This is a genomic window from Shewanella sp. 125m-1 (genome assembly GCF_052977065.1).
This window is the reverse complement of the sequence record NZ_JBRILT010000033.1, coordinates 34,982-59,558: the sequence shown is the minus strand read 5'-3', so window position 1 is coordinate 59,558 and position 24,577 is coordinate 34,982. Positions and strand designations below refer to the sequence as shown.

Genomic DNA, 24,577 nt, shown 5'->3' with positions numbered 1-24,577 from the left:
TGAGAGTTCAGAGCGAGTGACAAAATTGTGTTCTAGGGATTGGGCAAGTGTGACCAGTTAATTTTCCAGTTTGGTATTATTGAAAAAATGCAGAGGCTTTTTTAGTTAAACGTCACAGATTCTTTTAAAAGAAGATAGTCCGGCCCCATTTCGCGTTAGTAAATTAATGATTACCGCCATACTCATTTATAAACCAATTCCAACCAGTATAAATTCAATACACTGATCACGGATCTACAAACTGATTAACGCCTTACTGTATACTATGTGAAGTGGCACAACCCTCTATCAGTTGATAGGGCTATAATAGGTGCCGCAAGAACTAAGGTTATAAGATGGTTATAAGATGAATTGTCGTTTAGGCTGTGGTGCATGTTGCATAGCGCCGTCTATTTCCACCCCTATTCCTGGTATGCCAGATGGAAAACCCGCAGGTGTTAGATGCATACAGTTAGATGATAGCAACTTATGTAAATTGTTCGGCCAGCAACAAAGGCCTGCCGTATGTGGATTGTTTGCGGCAACCGAAGATGTTTGTGGAAAAACCGATACTGAGGCTCTGTGGTTAATTAGCTCTTTAGAGGCGGCTACCAGCTAACTAAACCTTTAAAAATCGTCGTTCAAATATTTATTTACGGATCGTTAATCAATGCAGTTAACTCGTTACACCGATTATGGCTTAAGAACGCTGATGTATTTGGCGCTGCACTCCGAGCGCGAGACGCTTTTCCGTATCTCAGAGATCACAGAAGTATTTGACCTGTCTGCCAACCATATTTCTAAAGTTGTACATCATTTAGGTAAGTTAGGTTATTTGCAAACGGTTCGCGGCAAGAGTGGTGGTTTTAAGCTTGCTAAGCCAGCTACAGATATCAATATAGGCCAAGTGGTACGTGCTTTAGAAAACTCTTTGGCGCCTATCGACTGTAGTAAGCCGTATTGCTTGTTTACCCCAGCTTGTAAGCTTAAGGGCGTATTAGGTGATGCTGTAAATGCTTATTTGGCTGTGCTAGATGCTTATACTCTAGATATGATAGTAACAAATAAGCCAGAGCTTAAGTCGTTACTACCAGACCTCTCTATCTCAATCTTGCAGTAGAACATCCCTTGATTTGGTGGCGACACGTTGCGGTAATAACTGCGAGGTGTGCACCAAATCAATATTAGCGCTCTGTAAACGATGCAGGTTCTTATTGAGAAACTCTACCGTTTCTGGATAGGGGTGGGCTATGACCACTATATTGCGTTTAGCATGTGCCAAGGATATTGCATGGTTAAATTGCTTTTCTAATCCAGCTGGCGTTTTATCGTTATCTAGAAAAATCTCCCTTCTTAGCAGTGGTACGCCCATTGATTCCGCCACCGCACCTGCTCGGGTATATTTGGTCGTCATGCTATCGATAAAATATAAATTGTGCAGCTGTAATGACTCCATGACCCAGCGCATAGGGCTATTTAGCTGGGTCAGCAAACTTCCCATATGATTATTGGCGCCACTGGCATTAGGCACACTATGAATTGAAGCGCTTATCTGGGCCTTTAGCTCTGTTTCGGTCATGGTGTTCGTCAAAGCGCCCGGACCAATCGCTTTACCATTAAGCGCTTGCATAGGTAGGTGGACTAAAATCTCATTTCCTTGCTGATGTGCCTCAAGGGCGAGACTTTTTCCTAGCGGTGTGTGTGGCAAAATTGAAAGTGTAATATTGGCGGGTAGGCTCAACACCGCTTTATCAGATTGTCGATATCCAATATCGTCAATGATGATGGCCATTTTGCTAGCGAATACGCTTGAACTTGGTAACAATAAAAAAATGAATAATAGAAGGTAGCGCACTGGTTATTATTTTTCTGCTTGAATCCATGCAATAGCCGAGTTGACCAATTTATCTTGAGCAACAGACTCACGGAGTGAATTTGACTCGATTATAGGCATACTTTCCCCATCCGATACAGCCTCTAACTCGATTTTTATATCAGGTTCAATACCTTTAGAGTTAATGTCTTTACCATTTGGCGTCGTGTATTTGGCAATAGTCAGCTTAATTGCATTGCCATCCATTAGGGTGGGGATCAGACTTTGTATCGTGCCCTTACCGAAACTCGTCTGGCCTATTAACTTGGCGCGACCATTTTCTTGTAATGCAGCTGCTAGCACTTCAGAGGCGGAGGCGGAGCCTTTATTGATTAATACTGACAGTGGAATATTGGTCGCCATAGTTTGTGGTGAGGCGTAGTAGTCTGAGTTCGCATCAAAAAATCGCCCCTCAGTAGCAACTATCCGCCCTTTGTCGAGAAAGATATCGGCGATAGTTATCGCTTGATCGAGCAGCCCACCTGGATTGTTTCGAAGATCGAGAATAATGCCGTTTAGTTTTTCTGATTGCCATGCTGACAGCTGTTTGACCAGTTCTGGAGTGGTATTTTCTTGAAAGCTTGAAAGACGAATATAGCCAATCTGGTTGTCTAGGATCTCTGCTTCAACAGAGTTTATTGCGATAAGACTTGGACTGATGGTGACGGTGTAGTGAGCATCTGAGTTGGCGCGTATCATCTCAAGCTCAATGGGGCGTTTGTCGACACTATGCTGTTTGATTTCTTTGAGAATACTTTCTAATTTGTCAGCGGTAACCAGCTGTTTATTGAGCTTGATAACACGGTCACCCGGTTTTATCCCTGCTGCTTCTGCTGGGGACTCTGCAAAGGGGGTGACTATGGTTATTTGATCATTGTCAGTGGCGATTTCGACGCCAAACCCAAAGTACTCACCATTATTGGTGTCTTGCATATTGCTGAAGGTTTGTTTATCTAGAAAGCTTGAATAAGGATCCAGTTTATTAAAAATCCCCTCAATGGCCGCTTCGATAAGCTCCTCTTCAGTGAGTTTTTGTACATAGTAGGTTTCTATGGTGTCGATAACATCGAGCAGCACAGGGTAATTTACACGGGAGTTATATTGTTGAGTGTGTTCCTGTCCGGATAAGGTTATGGATAAGCCCAGCGCTAAGCCAGCGGTAACGCAACAAAAGTAACGAATTAATTGAGACATATAAACCCCTTATATCGTAAGGGGTTATATGGTCTAACGTTTGCAATACCTTGCAGGATCGACAGCTTGCCCCTTGTGTCTTATTTCAAAGTATAGGCCAGCCTCTGTCTGTCCACCCGATCGTCCGACCAAAGCAATCGACTCTCCCTTGCTTACCGAGTCTCCAGCATTCTTTAATAATGCCTGCGCATGGCCATATAAGCTCATGTAACCTTTGCCATGATCTACAACTAAAACCATACCAAAACCGCGTAACCAGTCGGCATAAATGACCTTACCGCCAGCAATCGCGGTGACATTTTGTCCCTCTGCTGCAGCAATGGTGACACCTTTCCATTTGACCTGACCGGAGCGCCTACTGCCAAAAGCTGATTTTATGCGGCCTTGAGTGGGCCACTTTAATTTGTTACGGCTAGATAGCCCTTCATATGAAGGGTTGTTCTTCATTGCGAGCAGAGCTTGCTCGACCACCCTCTTAAGGCTGGCTTCCTCGATCTGTAGTTGTTCGAGTTTCGCACCGCTATTGCTTAGGGTTCTTTGCAGTTGGGTTAGCGTATTTTGCCGTTGAGACTGCTCTTGGTTGAGCTTTTGAGCTTGTTGCTGTTGTTCAAGCACCAGTTTATTAAGCCGGTTTTGTTGCTCTTGCTGATCAGCTTGAATTTGGTCTAACTCTTTTAAGGTTGTCTGTAACTGATTAATTGAGTCAATGCGCGCGTTATTCAAATATTGATAATACGCCAGTAGTCGTTCAATGCTGGCTGGTGACTGCTGATTTAACAGCATTTTACTGTAATCGTGATTACCGGCCAAATAGGCGCTAGCAAGTTGATTTGAAAGCGACTTTTGCTGTGCTGTTTTTAATTTTTCTAATTGAACCTGTTTGCTGTCTAGTGCTGCAATTTTCTTATCGGTTTTGCCAAGATCTTGCTTGGTGGTGTTGACTTTTTTTGCCGCTTGAGCAATCGCTTTTTCATCCTCTTTTAATAAAGAAATTAATCGCTCTCTTTGTTTACTGGTGTTTTGAACCGCGGACTGTTGCTTGTTGATCTGCGCTTGAATCGATTTAAGCTCAGACTGACGACGCTCTAGATCAGTGGCGTTAACCGTTAAAGGAAGTGATAGAAAGCCAGCAATGATGCTGGCTTTTATAAAAAATCGAATGTTCACGTGTTAGTTTTTACTCTTTGATTTTTATTATCGCGCGGCCTGTCATCTCTTCAGGCACTTCTTGTCCCATCAAGGTTAACATAGTCGGCGCTAAATCACTCAAACGTCCGCCTTTTTCTATCTCTGCGTCACGCCCTACATAAATTAATGGCACTAGCTCGCTGGTGTGTGCAGTATGAGCTTGGCCAGTTGACTCATCGGTCATCTGTTCTGCATTGCCGTGATCGGCGGTAATCAAGCATTCTCCACCAACTTTATGCAGTGCTTCTACAACACGACCAATACAGCTATCTACCGCTTCACAGGCTTTAACTGCAGCATCGAAGTTACCAGTATGGCCGACCATATCACCGTTGGGATAGTTACAGATGATGACGTCATATTGAGTTGACTCAATGGCCGCTACTAGCTTGTCGGTTAACTCAGTAGAACTCATCTCTGGCTGTAAATCATAAGTCGCGACTTTGGGTGACTGGATCAAAATACGATCTTCTCCCTCAAACGGCTCCTCTTTACCACCGTTAAAGAAGAAGGTCACATGGGCATACTTCTCCGTTTCGGAAATACGTAGCTGAGTGAGATCTCGCTGTTGCAATGTCTCGCCTAAGGTATTAACCAGGTCACTTGATGGGTAAGCGATTGCAGCCTTAATGTCGCCAGCATATTCTGTCAGCATAACGAAGTTGATTTTTGGCGTCACGGCTCGCTCGAAACCATCAAAGTCAGCATCTACAAAGCTGCGAGTAATTTGACGGGCACGATCGGCGCGGAAATTCATGAAAATCAACGAGTCGTTGTCGGCAAGCGTGGCAATGTTGCCTTGAGCATCAGGAATAACGGTGCTAGCAACAAACTCATCATTTTCATCACGGGCATAAGCGGCTTCAAGCCCCTCAACGGCAGTTGCTGCTTGGTGCAAGCCTTTGCCTTCGGTAATGAGCTCATAAGCTTGTGAAACGCGATCCCAGCGATTATCTCTATCCATGGCGTAGTAACGGCCAATAAGTGAAGCGACCTGACCTGTGCCTAATGTGTTGAATAGTTCTTCAAAGTGAGCCAGGCCAGACTTGGCGCTGCGAGGTGGAGTATCGCGACCATCTAAGAATGCATGTAAGTAAACATTCTTGGCACCACGTTTTACCGCTAGACGGCACATAGCTTCGATGTGATTTTGGTGACTGTGAACGCCACCTGGAGACAAGAGTCCCATTATATGCACTGCACCATCAGCTTTGATTGCTGCATCGACGGCTTCTGTCAGTGCGGGATTGTTATCAAACTCACCATCATCAATTGATTTGCCGATACGAGTGAGTTCTTGGTAAACAATGCGACCAGAGCCAATATTGATATGTCCGACTTCTGAATTACCCATTTGGCCGTCAGGTAAGCCAACATCGAGACCCGAACCTGAGATTAAACTGTGTGGATATTTGGCATTTAACTGGTCTAGAACCGGTGTCTTAGCATGAAAAACAGCATTTTTCTGTGTGTTTTCACGGTAACCCCAGCCATCGAGGATCAGCAGTGCCAGTGGGCGCTTGCGTGTCGTCATGGTAGTACCTTTAAGTTTAAAAAAATAAGATTTAAATCGAAATTGGTTAAATATTACTACCAATTACGGTCACGCATAAAGAAATTTACCTAGATTGCCGTTATCGGATTGCGCTATTGCTGCCATATAAGTACGCAGACGCGTCGCCACAAGCGTGACTAACATTCTGTATTCTGCCTCAAGCGATGGTATACTCTGTGCCCTCATTATATTTGGCCCTAAAAATAGTAGGCAGTTAACGATGCAAGAATATATGGAATTTTTTAAAGCGAACCCGATGTTAAGTTTGGCTTGGGTTGGTTTGTTCGTCGGACTTATCGTTGTAGTGTTTAAGTCTAGCGTTTCTAAAGTTAAAAATGTTAATCATCAAGAAGCAACATTGCTGATGAATAAGCAAGACGCGAAAGTCGTTGACGTGCGCGGAAAAGAAGAATTTAAGAAGGGTCATATAGTTGGCGCAATCAACGTGCCGCTAGCCGATATAAAAAATAATCAGCTGACTGCCCTTGAAAACTCAAAAGCGAGTCCCATTATAATGGTATGCAACGCTGGCATGACTTCGTCTCAAGCTGCTCAGCTGATGGTTAAGCACGGTTTTGAAAACGTGAACAACCTGAAAGGTGGTATGGGTGAATGGCAGTCAAATAATTTGCCTGTTTCAAAAAGCAAAAGATAGAAGTGTTAGTGTAGCCATTGCTTTTTTGTTGAGTTATTGATTAGAGTGTTAGCTCTCAACTTATTGTGGTTACCGGCATTGAACTGAGGGAGCGTTCCCTCCAAAAAAGCGTCTGTTGACTAAATAAATCAAAAACTGGGACAGTAAATTAGGTGTTTACCTGGCTTACCAAGCCCTGAGACTGGCTCTTTTGAAGTAGCCTCATTAACATATTTTAAAGGTAGGATAGTATGGCTGAAGTAGCAAACAACGAACAACAAGGTCCACAATTCAACATTCAACGTGTTTACACAAAAGATATCTCTTTTGAAACACCAAACAGCCCAGCTGTTTTCCAAAAAGAGTGGAACCCAGAAGTTAAGCTTGATCTAGATACTCGCAGCAACAAACTATCTGATGACGTATATGAAGTTGTACTGTCTTTGACTGTTACAGCTAAGAACGGTGAAGAAACTGCTTTCCTATGTGAAGTTCAGCAAGCGGGTATCTTCGCTATCGCTGGTCTTACTGAACAGCAGCTAGCTCACTCTCTAGGTGCATACTGCCCTAACGTTCTTTTCCCATATGCTCGTGAAGCAATTGGTAGCCTAGTTAGCCGTGGTACTTTCCCACAACTAAACCTAGCGCCAGTTAACTTTGACGCACTATTTGCTCAGTATGTTCAACAGCGTCAAGCTGCTGCAGCTGAAGCACCAGCAGAAGAAGCTAACGCTTAATCGCATGAAAAACACTGCCGACATTACGGTACTGGGGGCGGGCTCTTACGGGACCGCCCTTGCCATTTCTTTAGCGAGTAATGGCCACAGAACCATGCTTTGGGGCCACGAACCCGAGCACATTGAAAACCTGAAAAACGACAAGTGTAACGAAGCGTTTTTACCGGGTATTCCGCTACCAGACTTGCTGATCCCTGAAGCTGACTTGGCTACTGCGCTAGCTGCATCAAATAATGTACTAGTGGTCGTTCCTAGCCATGTATTTGGTTTGGTGCTTAGCCAGGCGAAGCCGCTTTTGCGTAATGACTCTCGTATTGTATGGGCAACTAAAGGCTTAGAGCCTGAAACTGGCCGTTTAATACAAGATGTTGCCCGTGAAGTGTTAGGCGATGAGTATCCATTAGCTGTGTTATCGGGGCCGACGTTCGCTAAAGAACTTGCAGCAGGCATGCCGACTGCGATTTCGATTGCGGGTACCGACCCACAATTCACTAAAGATTTAGTTGAGTTGTTACATAGCCCGAAACGTCTGCGTGTTTACGCCAATGATGACTTTATTGGTCTGCAATTGGGCGGCGCAGTTAAAAACGTTATCGCGATTGGTGCAGGCCTTTCTGACGGTATCGGTTTTGGTGCGAATGCTAGAACGGCGCTTATCACCCGTGGTTTAGTTGAGTTGACTCGACTAGGTGAAGCGATGGGGGCACAAGCCCCTACCTTTATGGGCATGGCAGGACTTGGTGATTTGGTACTAACGTGTACCGATAACCAGTCTCGTAACCGCCGCTTTGGTTTAGCATTGGGCAAAGGCTCAGATGTTGAAGCTGCTCAGAAAGAGATCGGCCAAGTGGTTGAAGGTTATCGCAATACAAAAGAGGTTTACACGCTAGCTAAGCGTTTAGGCGTCGAAATGCCGATTACCGAGCAGGTTTACCAAGTCCTTTATAAGGGCAAGTCTCCGGTTGATGCAGCCAAAGAGCTACTTAGCCGTGAACAAAAGTCTGAGACGTCGTCGGCAGAATAGTTTTGCTGTTATTAGGTTGAACAATTTGTTCAGTTGATTGAAAACCGAAGCCTAGCTTCGGTTTTTTGTTTTTAGCGTATTCTCTAGTCGGCATAAGTACTTCTCTTTACAGATGCCACTTTAATGCCACCCATGGTGTAGATGTTGATAGTGGCATAAGTACTTATATGTACAACTACCACTTCTTGCCATCCATGGCGAAGATGGCATAAGTACTTCCATGTACAACTACCATTTGATGCCATCCATGGTGTAGATGTTGATAGCGGCATAAATACTTCCATGTACAAATAACAATGCTAAAATAGCGCCCTATTTTATGCCTTGCGTTTACAAGCGTTCGGCAAAGTTTTTTTAGGAGTTTTCGAGTGAAACATCATGACGTCATCATTATTGGTGCTGGAGCTGCTGGGCTTATGTGTGCGGCTACTGCAGGTTACCGTGGCCGTGATGTATTAGTGCTCGATAACGCTAAACAAGCGGGCCGCAAAATCCTGATTAGTGGTGGTGGCCGTTGTAACTTCACCAATCAAAAAGTTGAGCCTGCAAACTTTATTTGCGGTAACGGCCACTTTGTAAAATCTGCATTAGCTCGATATCGTTCAAGTGATTTTATCGAACTGGTTGAGCGCCATGGCATTGAGTATCATGAGCGCGATCATGGTCAGCTGTTTTGTAATGACTCTGCTAAAGAGATCGTTACCATGCTGCTTACCGAGTGTGAGTGGGCTGGCGCGCAGATTAAACTACGCACTGAAATCAGCGCGATAAGTAAAAATGCCGATGGCTTGTTTGAAGTGCAAACCGATAAAGAGCAATACAGCTGTGAATCACTGGTTGTGGCAACGGGCGGTTTATCAATGCCAAAGCTAGGTGCATCGCCGTACGGCTACCATATTGCAGAGCAGTTTGGCTTAAGGGTGTTGTCGACTCATGCCGGGCTCGTGCCTTTTACTTGGCATAGTGACCAAAAGCAGCGCTTTGAACCGCTATCGGGTATTGCCGTACCCTGCACCATTACCGCAAAAAATGGCACTCAATTTAGTGAAGCTCTGCTATTTACCCACCGTGGCTTATCTGGCCCAGCGATTCTACAAATCTCTAATTACTGGAACCCAGGTGAGGCGATAAGTATCAACCTTCTTCCTGGCGAAGATGTGCGTGCCAAGATTGAGCAAGCGCTTGAAGCGAGTCCAAAGCAGAGCCTACGTAATGCCTTGTCGCAATGGCTACCAAAGCGCTTGGTTGAAGTATTATTTGAAGAGGCGCTGCTTAACAAAGCACTCAATCAGCTGATACATGTCGAGCGTGAGCAGTTGGCTGTCGATCTTGAGGCTTGGACATTGGTAATGAATGGCACCGAAGGCTATCGCACTGCAGAAGTCACCCTGGGTGGCGTCGATACTAATGATCTATCATCTAAAACCATGGAGGCAAAGTCAGTCTCTGGTCTATACTTTATTGGCGAAGTAATGGATGTAAGTGGTTGGTTAGGCGGGTTTAATTTTCAGTGGGCCTGGAGCTCAGGCGTGGCTGCAGGGCAGGCTGTGTAGTTGTGTGTAGAGACAATAAAGTTTGCCCGTAATGGCATTTTTAGGCCGTAACGTTTCTATCCTAGTGTTGTTGTCGTTTCTTCACTATCTCTTCATTATCTCTTCATTATCTCTTCAGGGTATCTAAGCTTAGTAGGTTAGATACCGATTAACACTCCTTTTAGCCTCTATATTCGCTGGCTTTCTTATCTCGTTAGATAGCAATCAATCTCTTCGCTTTCTCGGTTACACGTAGTTATTTTTATTCTTTTTAATCAATTATTTAAGTGTTTTATTTTTCTTCTGCTCATTTGCTGCTAACAAAATAAGTGGTGCGTCTGAGCTGGAACCTTAGTTGTAATGGCATTTTTGAACACTCAGTTGTTATCAATGGCGCCATCTTGTGTCAAACTTGTTATAGCAGATTGCGAAAACTGGTAGTGTGTTGGTGATGATGTTTTGCCGATATATTCGTAGTGACTGATGTGAAAAGGATATTTTCAGATGCCTACTTTAAGTGCCAAGGTGATTTATTATGTGCAGCTCGATTCAGCTTTATGGGCTGTAACGGCTGATGGCCAGTGGGCCATGGTTTTACCTCATCAGCTCCAGTCGGACCTGCCTATCTACACTCTCAGCCCTGAGCAATTGCAAGTGAGTGCCAACGGTGAACTCTTCAGTGTCATCGACGGAACCAGGGTATTCATTCCTCAAAGTATCAGCAGCAATATCAGTAAAGAAAGTGATGCTACACATGCGCAAACTGAGCACCAATCTACTACCAATAATCAAAGTGAATCAACTAGTGAGCAACAAGGTGTAAATTTTTTCTATCAGGTAGTTAAATCAGGCAATGATGCTGTAATTGCTGATTCAGGCTTTAATACCCAGGGCGATAGCTTAGTAAAATCCACTGATAGTCAGTTTAATGCTAATCAACAAGACTCATTTGTACCTATCATTCTCACGGTTGAATTTGCCGATATTGATGGTTACATCAATCAATTCGAATCTCCCAGCACCGGCTTATCGGGTCAAGCGACCAATGCGTTAGACGGACAGGTTCTAGAACTAATAATTGTTGATAGTCTCGGTTTGCAGCAAAGTTTTGAGGTGGTCGCACAGGAACAACGGTGGCAGTTACAAAACGTTGACTTTCAACATTTTGCTGAAGGGGACCTAACCGCGACCATTACGGCCATTACTTACCCTGGTGATGTGACCAATGGCGTCGATAACAGTATTAAAGATACCCAGGCGCACATCTCGATAGAGGTCGATACCGGGCGCGATACCGTGCTTAATGAGCGCGAAATGTTGCGTGTCGATATGACTGGTGTCGCTAAAAATATTGAAGAGGGTCAAAGCGTCACCGTCGTTGTGACCGACATAAATGGCCAACAACTTTCATTTGTGACATCAATTCTCGATGCTGCCTGGCAATTAGAAGATAAAGATCTCTCTAGTCTTGCTGATGGTCCGCTCATCTTTAGTGTCGATGCGACAGACATTGCCGGTAATCCTGCCAACGCCACAGGTGAAGCCTATAAAGAGAGCCAAGCGTCAATTACCATCGAAGCGATAGATAATGATGGGGTCTTGAATCAGTTTGAGGCGCCGCAGTCTGTGCTTGTTGGTCTGGTTCACAACGTCGAAGATGGCCGCCCGGTTGAAGTTGCAGTTACCGACAGTAATGGCAAAACATTACTGTTTAGCAGTGTGGTTTTAAATGGAGTATGGCGTTTAGAAGGCGTTGATTTGTCATCTCTTGCAGATGGTGAGTTGAGTCTAAGAGCGATAACATCAGATTTAGAGGGCAACATTGGTGTAGGTACTGGCAGTGTTACCAAAGATACTCAAGCCTCTATCACGATCAGTATTATCGACGACGATAATGTGATTAATGCTGCTGAGTTGCAGTTCGTAAAAGTACAAGGTGTTGTTAATAACGTCGAAGATGGTGCTGTGGTTAGTGTGACTCTTTTTGATGGTCAAGGTCACAGCGAGATGGTAGAAGCTGTTGTTGTTAGTGGCCTGTGGGTCATAGAAGATATTGAGCTGAGCGATTTTGCCGATGGGCAACTCTATGCCACGGCTGACGTGGTTGATTCAGCTGGTAATCCGGTGACGACCAATACCAGTATCAATGTCGATACTCAAGCCACGATTACCATTGAGGTCGACACCGGAAGCGATACCGTAATCAATACGCGTGAAGCGGTGTCAGTCGCGATGTCAGGCTCTGTCACTGATATCGAGGATGGCCAGAATGTCGTTGTGATTGTGCGTGATGTGAATGGCGATAGGTTGATATTTCGTACTACAGTCGTTGATGGTAAGTGGCAATTAGATGATGTGGATCTTTCAAGCTTAAGTGACGGTGAGCTTAACTTTACTGCGTTATCTTACGATGTTGCGGGTAACCCTGCTGCAGGATTTGATGGAGCCTATAAGGAAACACAAGCGGCGATCACGATTGAGGCAGTTGATGATAATGGCTTACTGAATCAAATTGAAGTTTACACATCCACTTTAGCGGGTGAAGTGTTCAACGTTGAAGATGGCCGTCCAGTTGAGGTATCGGTTACAGATAGTAATGGTAACACCTTAGTTTTTAGTAGCGTAACCCGCAATGGTACTTGGCTGCTTGATGGTATCGACCTGTCATCACTTGCTGAAGGCGAGTTAACGCTAAGGGCAGTGACCTCAGACTTTGAAGGTAATATTGCCATCAATAGCAATACCATCATCAAAGATACATTAAGTGAAGTGACGATAACGTTTGTCGATAGCGATGATGTGATTAACGCCAATGAACAGCAGCTCGTTCATGTGCGCGGTAGCGTTAGTAATATCGAAGATGGCCAGACTGTGAGTGTTATTTTTAGTGATGGCCTAGGTAACGAGCGCAGCTTCACTACCGTTGTTATGGCGGGTCGGTGGGAGCTGACTGGCGTTGATCTATCTGGCTTTGAGGATGGTAGTCTAAGCGCTACGGTGTCAGTTGAAGATTTAGCAGGTAACGTAGCCACGGCCAGCGATACCATAGCGGTGGATATTTTAGCCTCTATTACCATCGAGGTTAATACCGGAGCTGATAACGTCATTAATGCCAGTGAGCAGTTAGTGCTGGATCTCTCTGGTGTCGTTACTGATATTGAAGATAATCAGCAAGTCACGATTACTGTGACTGACATTAACGGTAAAACGTTATCTTTTACCACAAGTGCTATTGATGGGCGTTGGCAGATAGACGATGCCGATATCTCTACGTTAAGCGATGGTAATTTAAGCTTTGTGGCTAGCGCTACCGATATAGCGGGTAACTTAGTGGCGGCTAATGTCGCAGCCGCTAAAGATAGCCTAGCCAGTATCAGTGTTGAAATTGTTGATGATAACGGCTTAATCAATAGCTTTGAGTCGACAAATGCCACACTCGCAGGAACGGTCACTAATATCGAAGATGGTCGACCTGTAACCATAACTCTGGTTGATATTAACGGTAAAATCGCAACCTTTAATGCCGTAGTGGTCAATGGTGAATGGCAAGTTCCCAATGTCGACCTGTCGATATTTGCCGATGGGCAGCTGTCCTTACAGGCGGTGACATCTGATTTAGCGGGTAACCCCGCTATTGGAACAAACAGTGCCACCCTCGACACTCAAATCAGTATCGATATCGATACCGGAGTCGATGGTTTTGATGCTGGGCTGTTTATCTATGGTGTTGAGAAATCACTCGGTGGTGTCACAACGGGTGTAGAAGCTGGCCAAACCGTCGAGCTGACCCTCACTGATGGCAGTAACACTTTAACCTTTACCACCCTCGTTGAGGTGGATGGTAGCTGGTTGTTTTCTGGGATAGATGTGACAGGGCTAGATCGTCAGGGGTCATGGGCGCTCAATGTTAATGTTGATGATGCATCAGGCAATAGTGCTGATGACGCGATGCCAACACTACTGGTTCCGCCAATCACTTCGTTATATGAAGTAATCCTCAATATCAGTCCCAGTGACAGCGCCACTATTCCTATCGAGATCTTTGACGCCGCTTTGGCGATAACGGCAGAGCAGAGCAGGCTATTAACCCTGACCTCTGAGGGGCAAGCGTTAAGTATCAATGTTGCTGCAGATGGGCAGTCATTTATTCTCACTCGTTTAGGTGATGGTAAAACGGTGATGACGGCAAGCTTATCCGGAACCGACTTAAACGTGTCTTTGTTTCAGCCAATGGATGAGTTAAACAATACTAATGCACTGAGTTATATCCGCTTAAGTGGTTTACAAACTGACAGCGATGGCACCACTGAAGAGATTATTACCTACGCAGTGCTGAATATATTAGATGCTCGTCCCTTTGCGTTTGATGATCAAGATTTTGTTATTGAAGATACGACAGCAGTAGGTTCTTTTTTAGGTAATGATTACACAGTAGAAGGGCCATTAACGCTGACGTCTATCCATTTCGACGGTACCGATTACCCGGTCATATCGGGTACACCTACCGTGATTTCTACGTCGCAGGGAAATCTCACGATTCAATCCAATGGTAGTTGGAGTTTTGATGTTGCAGGCAGCCTTGATAACACTCAGCCACAAGTGGTGGAGCTGGTATATACAGTATTGGACTCTGACGGTAGTGTTGCCACTGCAAATGTCACTTTTACCGTTGTTGATGGTGCACAAGGTGAAATGCTTGATGTTATCGGTGCTAATCAAGAGGCTGATATTGATGCGAGTCCACAGGTAACCTATAAAACATTTAGCATTAGTGCAGGCTCCGACATGCTGCAAGCTAACACGATTCGATTTACCGCTTTAACACCGTTTCAGTTACAAAACCAAGGCTTAACAAGCAATGGCATCGCACTTCAATTTGTACTGTCCAATGATGGTAAAACATTAACGGCCATCACAGATGAAGCGGTACCTATCACGGTGTTTACTATGGTGCTATCGGCAACGAATGTGGCTGATGATCTGAGTGTTGATGCCAACTTCACTCAGTTTGCTCCTCTTGACCATATTGGAAGCAATGTGGTTGAGATTATCACTCAAATTACAGCGCTGGATCTGGATGGCACGGAAATTAAGCAAGGCGCATTAACCTGGAATGTGAGCGACGGCCATTCACCAGAGCTTACTAATATTACTCAGCTTACGTTTGAAGAGAATTTACTGGTGGGCGCCCCCGTTACACAGAGCGGCACATTTGATGTGTTGGTCGGGAGTGATGCCGTGTCGGCGGTGTCATTTTCAGCTACGGTTCAGCAGCCAAAACTCACGGTGGGAGGTATCGCACTCCTGTACAGCTTAAGTGCCGACGGGTTAACGCTAACGGCACACTTGGGTAACGCTAATGATCCGGTATTTGTGATTGAGCTGAGTGAAAGTTGGAGCTCAAATGCTGATAGCTTAAATCAAAACTATGACTTCACCCTGTACCAAGCCTTCGACCAGACGCTAAGCGAAGATATTGATTTTAGCCTGTTAGTGTCTGACTTTGATGGTGATGTGTCTACAGCGACGTTGACCGTCACCGTAAAAGATGCTGATGCCGCATCCATTAATGATATTAGTCTCAACGTGAGTGAGCAGCCTTCGGTCACGGCTTATGACAATACTGCCGTAGGTTCTTTCAATATAACCGCCAGTAATGACCCCATTATCGATATCGCATTTAGCCTAGTTGATGGCGCTGAAGTGAAAAATGCATCGGGTGTCACATTGACCCAAAATGGCTCCAAGCTTTTTTGGGTTGTAAAAGATGGTGGCGCTTCAATCGATGCAGTGACGGAAGAGGGCCAGTTGGTCTTCACCATGCAATTACCCGCCAACATAGTGATCGATCCCGAAACGGCGGGCACGGTTACGATAGACTTTAACTTACTCGGACCGATAGACCATTTAGGAACCGCAGATCTATTTGATACGCTTAAGGTGACGGTCGATATCCGAGATAGCGATAATACTCTCTCCTCTGCTGAGGTATCTGTTGATATCTATGATGGCAAGAGTGCAATTTTACCTGATGCGCTGCAGCTCAACATTAATGAGGGGAATCTAACGAGCACAACCCCTATCTCGACTTCACAAGTGTTATCGACCTCGTCGGGAAGTGACAGTATCACCGAGATAACCCTAACCGACAGTTTCAGTTTTGCTACCTACTATAGTGGTGGGGAAAAGGTGTTGCTCAACACCACGGCTAATGGTGATGGCTGGTATGTGGGGACGCGTGAAACGGGTGGAGAGGAGGTATTTCAGATCCGTTTTAACGCCAACGGTAAAGTGGAGTTCAAACAGTTTAGGCCTTTTGACCATGCAGATGCTAGTGGCGAAAATCGCTTAGACCTGCAATTTGAAGTGAATGCGATTGATGCGGACCACGATAAGTCAGCAGCCCAAACAATAACCGTTACCGTTACCGATGATATTCCAGAAAGTACCGCTAAAACGTTAGCGTTTTTTGAAGCGGTAAATGAAGTGTATAGCGTGCAAATGTTTTCTCAAGTAGAGCAGGGAGCAGATGGCGCCAAGGTGACAGATATCAGCTATAAAGGGGTTTCTTACGCGGTTGGAACGACGATAGAGCTATTTACCGATGCTAACCCCAATGCGGTTAAATACGGTGAGCTGGTGGTTGATGAAAATGGTTTAGCGACGGTAACAACGCTTGAGTTTGCCTACAATGAGTTACAGTTTAGTGAAGATGTATTGTTGGAAATTACGGATACCGATGGTGATATCACCACCGATACGCTGACATTAATTGCTAAAGATGCACAAGGCTCAATTACCGTCTTTAATACCGACTTTATTGAAGATACTAATACCGTTTTTGGTGTCGAAGCCAAGCCCGGTGACATAGACGAAAGTGAGTTTATTCTTAGCATGGTATTTGATGCCGCAGCCCTCCAGGGCGGTATTTTGCTGCTTAACGGCGTAGAGGTACCCAAAAATGCAGATGGTAATTACATCCTGTCTATACTGAACGGTTTGCTGCAGGAAGATCCACTGACTCGAGTGGCCATACCCAATGGTGATTTAAGCTATCAACCTGTAGAGGATGGATCTGATGCGACCGCCAATGCCTCTTTTGTCATCACCGTTAATATCGCAGGCAAGCCGCCTATCACTACGACCGTTCCTATTAATGTGGAGTCAGTTGCCGATGTGCCCTTGTGGGACGCGTCTAGCGAGTTTATTTATTCGGTCAATGAAGATGCAGCCAGCTTTAATATTAAACTGAGTGCGACATCAAAAGATGAAATGGGGGCCGATGCTCAAGGCTCCGAAACAGTGACGTATGTCATCGATAATATCAGCGCGGGGCTAACGCTTGTCGCGATTGGACTGACAATCACTAACGGAATGTCAATTAGCCAGCTCCAGCTAGATAACCTGCTGGCAACCGTGGGTGAAAATCTAGCCGGTGAATTTAGCTTTACCGTGCAGGCGAGAGCCACAGAAAATGACAACAAAGACACAGCACTGAGCACACTTGAGACCGTGACTATTGATGTGACTCCTGTTGCTGATAAACCCACGCTAACCACTGAAGATATTCGTAGCGATGAAGATGCACCGATATTGCTCAAATCGGTGGTCTCTGGCGCGCTAACGGATAATTCAGGCTCTGAAATTTTAAGCTATGAGTTCACTCTGCCTGACGGTTGGTCTATCGACTCCCCCTCGGCCACAATGAATGGCAACGTGTGGACGGTATTGGCGTCAGAAGTTGACTCCGGGCTGGCCAAGCTGCTGCCAGCTGCTGATGCGAGTTCAGCAAATCTTGGGGATTTTTCAATAGCAGTAAGAAGCTTTGCGACTGAAACCTTACAAGATGGTGTCGAGCCCGCTGATGGCATTATTAATCCTAATCCTCGCTATAGCGATGTGGAACAAATAACGATTACATTAACGGGTGTTGCCAATGATAGGCCTGTCATTAATGGCGACCCCAATGTTTGGACCATAGATAACAATACTGGCGTCATATCGAATGTGGTTGATTTCAATGAAGATCAGCTAATTCCGTTAGATTTCACAATCGTGACATCTGATGATGATGGCTCAGAGTCGTTAGATCTGCGAATTTCAGGTTTACCGGATGGGGTTATATTCGTTGATGCCAGTGGTATGCCTGTAAATCTACCTGTCGTCGACTTTATTAATAATCAACCTGTGTATGGCGTTTCTGCGGCGCTACTAGCGAGTTTGAGTCTAAAACCTGTTGAAGACTTTAGTGGCCAAGTGAGCTTGACCATATTTGCACAAAGCACCGAGTTAGATGGTGATTCAGCCGACTACCAGTTAACGCTTAATATCGAGATAGTTCCGGTGATCGATGAGAATGCAGGATCGCTTTCAACGGTGAGTTACGGCTTTGAAGATCGGGCTATTCCACTAGACTTTACCCCAAATCTGAATGTTGATATCGATGGTAGTGAGACCATTACGGGCTTGATTATTCCTTTTCAAGGGGCTGGTGGCTTTATTTTAACCTTAGATGGCTCACAGGTAACGATTCCTGTTTCAGGTTTAGATGTCAGCACCTTAGTCGACAGTACTAGCCCAACATTAGCCGCTTTACTTAACTCAGGGCGACTCGCTGCTGTACCACCAGAAGATGCCGATGGTAGTTTCTCTTTTGATGTGAGCTACCAAGTCACTGATACCTCGCAAACGGGCGTACAGGTTAGCGAGTATGTTTCTTCTCAAGTTATCGTATTGGTCGATGCTGTTGTTGATTTTACGACTCACCTACAGAGCGAGCTGCCAACCCTAGTGAGCACCGATGGCTCGGCGATAAATTTAACGGGTCAGGCACTCTTTTTCGATGGTGATATCGATGGTTCAGAGGTGCTGGATTATGTCGTCATCATAGTGCCAAGTGGCGACGGCTGGTATGTATCACACCCCAATGGTGCGATTGATGATGGTGATGGGCGCTGGATTATACCTGTTAGCGGCATGACCAGCGATACAGTGCAAGAGTACGCGCTAGATGTGTTGGCTGGTGCGACGATTATTAGCGAGTTTGCTACCGGTTTAAAGCAAGTCACTGTAGAAGCGAGAGTATTAGATCGTGATGACCCAGAAATCATCAGCACTAACTTTTTTGTGCGCTTTGATCAAGGCGCGCCAGATAGTCAGGCAACAGCCGTTGGATCGTTACAGTTAACGCCGGTTGATGCCATAGAAGATACGACCATCGACTTTTCCGGTCATTTAAATCAATTGCTTAGCCCTGATAATAATGACATGATTAGCTTTAGGATTTTAGCTTCAGATTTACCTGAAGGCGGCTATTTTAGTGGTAGTGATGTCAAGGCGGTGTATGACTCCACTGGTGAGAACGTGATTGAGTATGTGTTTACCACCGCCTCGCTTAGCAGTCTTAAGCTACACAATATTCGCGAAGACTATGCCGGTGAGCTGAATATTCCTATCCGTATAATCGCCACCGATACAGTGAGTGGTGATACTAGAATTGATGATTCTCAAAGCCTTGAGATTGAGATTACCCCAGTTGCTGATGGTGTGAGTGTCGAGGTGGCCAATCGCGTCATGCTTGAAGATAGTCCAGTTCCACTTGGGATCAGCTTGTTGTTTGATGACCCAGATCCAAGCCCAACAACCGGTGGTTCTGAACAAATTTTGTTTGGCGACACTGCCAACCCGATCACCCTAACTCTACTCGATGGGGGCAGTATTTCTGATAGTACAGGTTTATGGTCGCTCAAGAGCGGAACGACAGATACTTGGGAGTTTACAGGCAATAATATGGCGCTACTGAACTTGTCTTTAGGCTTGTTAGAGTTTGTGCCAACAGAGCACCTCAGTGGTGATTTTAGGCTGAAATTTTCGGCGACCAGTATCGACACCGCGACCATTAATGGCGCAGAGGTAATCGATCAAGCGTCATTTGAAAATACCGTTACCATTGAGGTCACCCCAGTTACCGATGCCGCAGAATTACCCAGTAATACACTGATCCTAACAGGCCAAGAAGATAGTCTGATTGATTTATCTGGGCTGGATTTGCCGAGTCTTGGCTTAATTGACCAAGATGGTTCAGAGGCTATCTATCTTACTGTTCATGGTGTGCCCAGTGGTGCGGTGTTGTATTACCAAGACGGTGCTAACTTAGTACAGCTGCCCAATGAAGGCACTGATGGCGGGAGTTTTAACGGTTCACCAACCTACTCCTGGTCGGTGACTCCAGCTCAGCTGGCTGGGCTTGTATTGCAGCCGCCATTAGATTTCAGCGGGGATATTCCACTCTCTATTCAAGCAATTACTCAAGAATTAGGTACGACAGACTTTGTGACCACAAGTGCAGATATTGTCGTCGGGGTATCACCTGTTGCCGATGGTATCGACATCATTACAGCGCCAGAGAACCAATACACCAGCATTGAAGATGAAGTTATCACTATCGATTTCAATGCCAAAATCAACGAGTTTGATGCTACCGAAGCGATTTTGGTAAAAGTTATCCTGACGTCTAATGATGCCTCTGCGCTAGTGGGCTTAGAAGGAGTAAAAATTGGCGGACAGTTTGTATCCTTTAACTATGATGCCGGTAACGACAGCTATTATGCGCTTATCTCAACCTTAAGCCCGTTAACTCAATTAGCGCTGTACCCTGGCGAACTGGCTTTTGGCAGCTTGGATGTACAACTCGAGCTCTCATCTATCGATAGTGCGACGGTTTTAGGTAGCTTACAAACCGATTTAAGTGCTGCTGAAGTACTTAATTTTGAAGTTGAAATAACGCCAGAGGTTGATGCACCAATATGGACTCAAGTCGGTGATGTTATCGCCACTGACGTCAATAACGTGGCATTAAATCTTGGGCTTGAGCTGCAAAACCCAGCCATTAATGAGACGGGAGTGCTAACCATATACGGTGTACCGGATGGCATGGCGCTATCGTCTGGTAATAAAAACGGCGATAAGTGGGTGGTGGATTTTGATGATGTCGCCACACTAACGATTATTGGTTTACAAGATGGTGACGTTTTAAATCTAACTTTAGATCCTACCGCAGTACTCGGCACCGACACGGCTGAGGGGGTTGTTGAAACCATTACTGTCAGTGTCGATGTTCCTCCGGCCATTTTCTCTAGTTTTATGGCTGGCCCCAGTGCTCTTGATTTGCTTGAGGACCGACGTACTTTACTTGCCGATCGCAGTATAGAAGAGGATCTGCGTGCAGAGTTATTGATGGAGGCCGGTATTGCAGCGCAAGAGACGCGGCTATCTCAGGCGATTAAGCAAAGTGTGAGTCACAGTGGCGAGCCGCAGCATATACATTCTAGCCTTGATCAAGATCTTGAATATGCCGCTGTAGCAGATGATGCGCTATCAAGATTAGTCGATGAAATGACATTATTGAGTCAGCAACCATGATGCAGTTTGAGCAAGAGGTCACCTCAAATCTGATTGCGCAGTTGTGTCAACAACTAGGCCTAGAGTGCTGTGAGCAGATGTTGTTTAGTCACCTATTTATGACTCAAGCTGGGTTATCTCCGGCAGAACTGGTAAGGGCTTGCGATAACGCCGGCATTGAGGCGATAGAGCAAAAACTTGCTCTTGGCAGAATGGCGCTGCCCGCTTTAGTAGTTTCTAAACTGGGGCAACCCGCTTTATTGAATAAAAACAGTAACGATGAGCTACTGCTCACCAATGCCGACGGTTGCCAATCACCGATATCGATTGGCGAATTTAACGCCCAGTTTTATCAAGATAGCTGGCATGTAAAACGGAAAATGGTCACCGATGCGCGCAGCGAGGAGCACCACCTCAGCGTTAAGCGCCACTGGTTACTGGCCGCTTTCGATGAAGTTAAGCCTTTCTACGGTAGTTTTTTGCTTGGCTCGTTAGCGATCAACATATTAGCCTTGGTGACACCGTTATTTACGATGAATGTTTACGACCGCGTGGTGCCTAACCAAGCGATAGATACCTTGTGGGTGTTAGCGACAGGTGCGAGTATTGCTATCTTATTCGACTGGCTCTTAAAGCAAGCGCGTACACGGCTAGCCGATGTGGCAGGTAAGCAGGTCGATATAAAAATGTCGAATATCTTGTTTTCAAAAGTCTTAGGTATGCGACTAGAGCATCGTCCAGCATCGGCGGGTGCATTTGCTAAGCAGTTACAAGAGTTCGATAGTATTCGTGACTTTATCACTTCGGCGACCTTAGTCACGGCAGTGGATCTACCTTTTACCTTGCTGTTTTTAGTGCTGATAGCTTGGCTCGGAGGGTATATGGTCTTAGTGCCTTTAGCCTGCATGTTACTGCTGTTAATGATAAGTTTTGTGATGCAAAAAAAGCTTATGGCTAGCATAGAGCATACGTCACAGCTGTCGACTCAACGCCAAGCCCATCTGATTGAAACCCTTAATCTACTGGTTGAAACCAAGCAGAATAATGGCGAGGCCAAGGCGCAACGCATATGGGACGATACAGTTAATAGCCTTGCTGATTGGCAAAATGAATCTCGAATCGCCTCTAACACCCTGAGTCATAGCGTGATGAACAGCCAGCAATTGGTCACCATAGGGTTGATTATTTCTGGTGTATACCAGATCCACGCGGGTAATTTGAGTATGGGGGGCTTGATTGCCATTGTGATGCTAAGCGGCCGTGCGGCTAATGCAATTAACCAAATCTCTATGCTACTGCTTAAGTTTAAACAGACCCAGTCGGCAATTACTGCCGTTAGCTCTATCCTCGAATTACCACAAGAGCAGCGTAAAGCCAGCCAACCCAGTACGGCGGTAGGTTTTAATGGCGCAGTGTCTCTACGTCATGCCAGCTTTACCTATCCAGATCAACCTTTACCGGCCTTTACAGAGGTGAACATTGAGATTAAACCCGGCGAAAAAATAGGCTTGCTTGGGCCTGCAGGAGCGGGCAAGTCGAGCTTGCTTGCTGTTATCGCAGGTCAATACCAGCTCAGCAGTGGGCAGCTATTTTATAACCGTTTAGAAACAAGGCAGTGGTCGGTTAGTGATATTCGTGAACAGGTTGGCTGGATGTCGCAGCAGCCGGTACTGATTTACGGCACAGTGCTGGACAACCTATTGTTCGGTTTAAAGAAAGTGGATGAAAACCTATTGGCCAACACGATTGTCAGTTCAGGTATCGATAAGCTAATGGATCGACTTGGCAGCGGGCTCGATAGCCAAGTGGGCGAGTTTGGTCGTCAGCTCTCGGGAGGGCAGCGTCAAGCGATAGCCTTAGGCCGAGTGTTACTGCGCCAGCCTAAGCTACTGCTATTAGATGAGCCAACCAGTGCGATGGATGAGCGTTCAGAGAATCAAATTATTGCCTGTCTGTCGCAAGTTACAGAACGCTCGATGGTTATCGCCTCCCATAACCCTAAGTTGTTGGGTCTGTGTGACCGTATTTTAGTGGTGGATAAAGGCAGAATCATCCAGGAGCAAACGCCTGCAGAGATGCGCCAACGTGGCAAGAGCCGCATTAAGGCCGTCAATGTTCGTCAAAAAGGAGAGGTTAAATGAGTGGCCGTCTCCATATAAAACATCTTGAAGGTGCTAAGCGAGCCAACCAATTAATTTTGCTGGTGGTCGCACTTATTATCACGACCTTAATTTGGGCCTCCTTCGCTAAGCTCGAAGAGGTCATAGTGGGTGAGGGTATGGTGGTACCAACATTGGCTGTGCAGCAGATTGAAAGCTTAGATGGCGGTATCTTAAAGCAGGTGTTGGTTAAAGAGGGCCAGTCAGTAACCGCAGGGGAGCCGTTATTGATTTTAGATGAGCTACGTTTTGCCTCGGCCTTCGATGAGGCCAATATGCAAGCGGCAGCACTGCAGCGACAAAAGGCGCGGTTAGATGCAGAGATCGACAGTGTTGTGATCTATGATGCGGCCAGTAATTGGCGCGATAAGGTGCAGATTAATCGACAACCGATCAGCGCACTCGATGTTGCTGTAAGTTCTCGCTCGAAAGCGGTATTCCGTTCTAGGTTGTCTCAGTTGTCATCGCAATTAGAGCAATCGGCGCAGATGATTGAACAAAAAGTGCAGGCCATAGAAGAGGTGCAAATTACCACTCAAGCTCAACTAAGCGGGCTTAAGTTGGTGAAGCAGGAAATCGTTATGACGCGCGAAGCTGTAAGCGAAGGAGCCGTCGCCGAGTTAGAGCTGCTAAAGCTAGAGCGTGATGAGATAAGGCTCAAAGGGGAGTTGTCTGCATCGAGGGCCAACAGCAGGCAGTTACAAGCTGCCCAGCATCAGGCTGAAGCAGAATACTTGACCGTAGGTTTAGACTTTTTGGGGCGCGCAGAAGCTGAGCGCAACGAGGTAATGAATGAGCTCAATGCCCTAACAGAGAGCATTAAAACACTGGCTGACCGTTTAGCCAGAACTAAAATCGTTTCGCCTATAAATGGCAATATAACCAATATATTAGTACGCTCAATAGGTGCGGTAGTAGAGCCGGGCGAGTCGATTATGGGGGTGGTCCCTCAAGATGGAGCACTCATTATTGAAACTCGCATCGCCCCAAAAGATATCGCCTTTGTGCATACAGGTCTTAAGGCTACGGTTAAGTTTACCGCTTATGATTTTGTGATTTATGGCGGCCTCAAAGGTGAGGTGATATACGTCAGCTCTGATGCACAGCAGTTAGATGATGGCACCACTTATTTTGAAGCTCATATTAAAACGGAAGAAAATGTACTTAATGGCTGGCCAATTATATCGGGAATGCAAGCCAGTACCGATATATTAACGGGTGAAAAAACCGTTCTAAATTATTGGCTCAAACCACTATTACGCGCTAAAGCGAATGCACTTCGCGAACCATAAGGTAAGGATA

The 24,577-nt window shown here is 45.6% G+C and carries 14 protein-coding genes; 9 read left to right on the top strand and 5 right to left on the bottom strand.

Annotated features, from left to right (window positions below; all coding sequences use genetic code 11):
- The first annotated feature begins 346 nt into the window (after window positions 1–346).
- Window positions 347–598 (top strand): YkgJ family cysteine cluster protein, encoded by a 252-nt coding sequence (locus tag ACVBIK_RS14450; protein ID WP_447162288.1) that lies wholly within the window; start codon window positions 347–349, stop codon window positions 596–598.
- Between the two features lie 51 nt (window positions 599–649).
- On the top strand, window positions 650–1,099 hold the full coding sequence (locus ACVBIK_RS14445; protein WP_447162287.1) for an Rrf2 family transcriptional regulator: 450 nt from the start codon (window positions 650–652) through the stop codon (window positions 1,097–1,099).
- Here ACVBIK_RS14445 and ACVBIK_RS14440 read toward each other — a convergent pair.
- The 4 genes from ACVBIK_RS14440 to gpmM are packed head-to-tail and all read right to left on the bottom strand — an operon-like array spanning window position 1,085 to window position 5,768.
- Window positions 1,085–1,834, bottom strand: a complete 750-nt coding sequence (locus ACVBIK_RS14440) for a divergent polysaccharide deacetylase family protein (protein WP_447162286.1) — start codon at window positions 1,832–1,834, stop codon at window positions 1,085–1,087. The two genes, ACVBIK_RS14445 and ACVBIK_RS14440, sit on opposite strands and share 15 nt — an antisense overlap.
- Window positions 1,835–1,840: 6 nt before the next feature.
- On the bottom strand, window positions 1,841–3,046 hold the full coding sequence (locus ACVBIK_RS14435; RefSeq protein ID WP_447162285.1) for a S41 family peptidase: 1,206 nt from the start codon (window positions 3,044–3,046) through the stop codon (window positions 1,841–1,843).
- A gap of 33 nt (window positions 3,047–3,079) precedes the next feature.
- On the bottom strand, window positions 3,080–4,213 hold the full coding sequence (locus ACVBIK_RS14430; protein ID WP_447162284.1) for a murein hydrolase activator EnvC family protein: 1,134 nt from the start codon (window positions 4,211–4,213) through the stop codon (window positions 3,080–3,082).
- A 10-nt stretch (window positions 4,214–4,223) separates the two neighbouring features.
- A complete protein-coding gene (gene gpmM / locus ACVBIK_RS14425) occupies window positions 4,224–5,768 on the bottom strand; it encodes a 2,3-bisphosphoglycerate-independent phosphoglycerate mutase (RefSeq protein ID WP_447162283.1) in 1,545 nt (514 codons plus the stop codon).
- A gap of 241 nt (window positions 5,769–6,009) precedes the next feature.
- On the opposite strand from gpmM, the gene ACVBIK_RS14420 reads away from it, so the two are divergent.
- The 3 genes from ACVBIK_RS14420 (at window position 6,010) to gpsA (ending at window position 8,184) form a co-directional block, all read left to right on the top strand.
- Window positions 6,010–6,444: a rhodanese-like domain-containing protein gene (locus ACVBIK_RS14420; RefSeq protein ID WP_447162282.1), complete on the top strand. Its 435-nt coding sequence runs from the start codon at window positions 6,010–6,012 to the stop codon at window positions 6,442–6,444.
- Between the two features lie 230 nt (window positions 6,445–6,674).
- Window positions 6,675–7,160, top strand: coding sequence for a protein-export chaperone SecB (gene secB, locus ACVBIK_RS14415; protein ID WP_012157402.1), 486 nt, complete (start codon window positions 6,675–6,677; stop codon window positions 7,158–7,160).
- A gap of 4 nt (window positions 7,161–7,164) precedes the next feature.
- A complete protein-coding gene (gene gpsA, locus ACVBIK_RS14410) occupies window positions 7,165–8,184 on the top strand; it encodes an NAD(P)H-dependent glycerol-3-phosphate dehydrogenase (RefSeq protein WP_447169963.1) in 1,020 nt (339 codons plus the stop codon).
- 83 nt (window positions 8,185–8,267) lie between these two features.
- Here gpsA and ACVBIK_RS14405 read toward each other — a convergent pair whose 3' ends face one another.
- Window positions 8,268–8,456 carry a hypothetical protein gene (locus tag ACVBIK_RS14405; RefSeq protein ID WP_447162280.1) on the bottom strand — a complete coding sequence of 63 codons (189 nt, stop codon included), beginning with the start codon at window positions 8,454–8,456 and terminating at the stop codon, window positions 8,268–8,270.
- 96 nt (window positions 8,457–8,552) lie between these two features.
- Here ACVBIK_RS14405 and ACVBIK_RS14400 point away from each other — a divergent pair, with 96 nt between their 5' ends.
- The 4 genes from ACVBIK_RS14400 (at window position 8,553) to ACVBIK_RS14385 (ending at window position 24,567) form a co-directional block, all read left to right on the top strand.
- Complete coding sequence (locus ACVBIK_RS14400) at window positions 8,553–9,737, top strand: NAD(P)/FAD-dependent oxidoreductase (protein WP_447169962.1); 1,185 nt, start codon at window positions 8,553–8,555, stop codon at window positions 9,735–9,737.
- Between the two features lie 483 nt (window positions 9,738–10,220).
- On the top strand, window positions 10,221–21,137 hold the full coding sequence (locus ACVBIK_RS14395) for a T1SS-143 repeat domain-containing protein (protein ID WP_447169961.1): 10,917 nt from the start codon (window positions 10,221–10,223) through the stop codon (window positions 21,135–21,137).
- Window positions 21,134–23,257: a type I secretion system permease/ATPase gene (locus ACVBIK_RS14390; protein WP_447169960.1), complete on the top strand. Its 2,124-nt coding sequence runs from the start codon at window positions 21,134–21,136 to the stop codon at window positions 23,255–23,257. Before ACVBIK_RS14395 ends, ACVBIK_RS14390 begins: the two co-directional genes overlap by 4 nt.
- A complete protein-coding gene (locus ACVBIK_RS14385) occupies window positions 23,254–24,567 on the top strand; it encodes an HlyD family type I secretion periplasmic adaptor subunit (RefSeq protein ID WP_447162276.1) in 1,314 nt (437 codons plus the stop codon). The genes ACVBIK_RS14390 and ACVBIK_RS14385 overlap by 4 nt, the downstream gene beginning before the upstream one ends.
- Window positions 24,568–24,577: the final 10 nt, after the last annotated feature.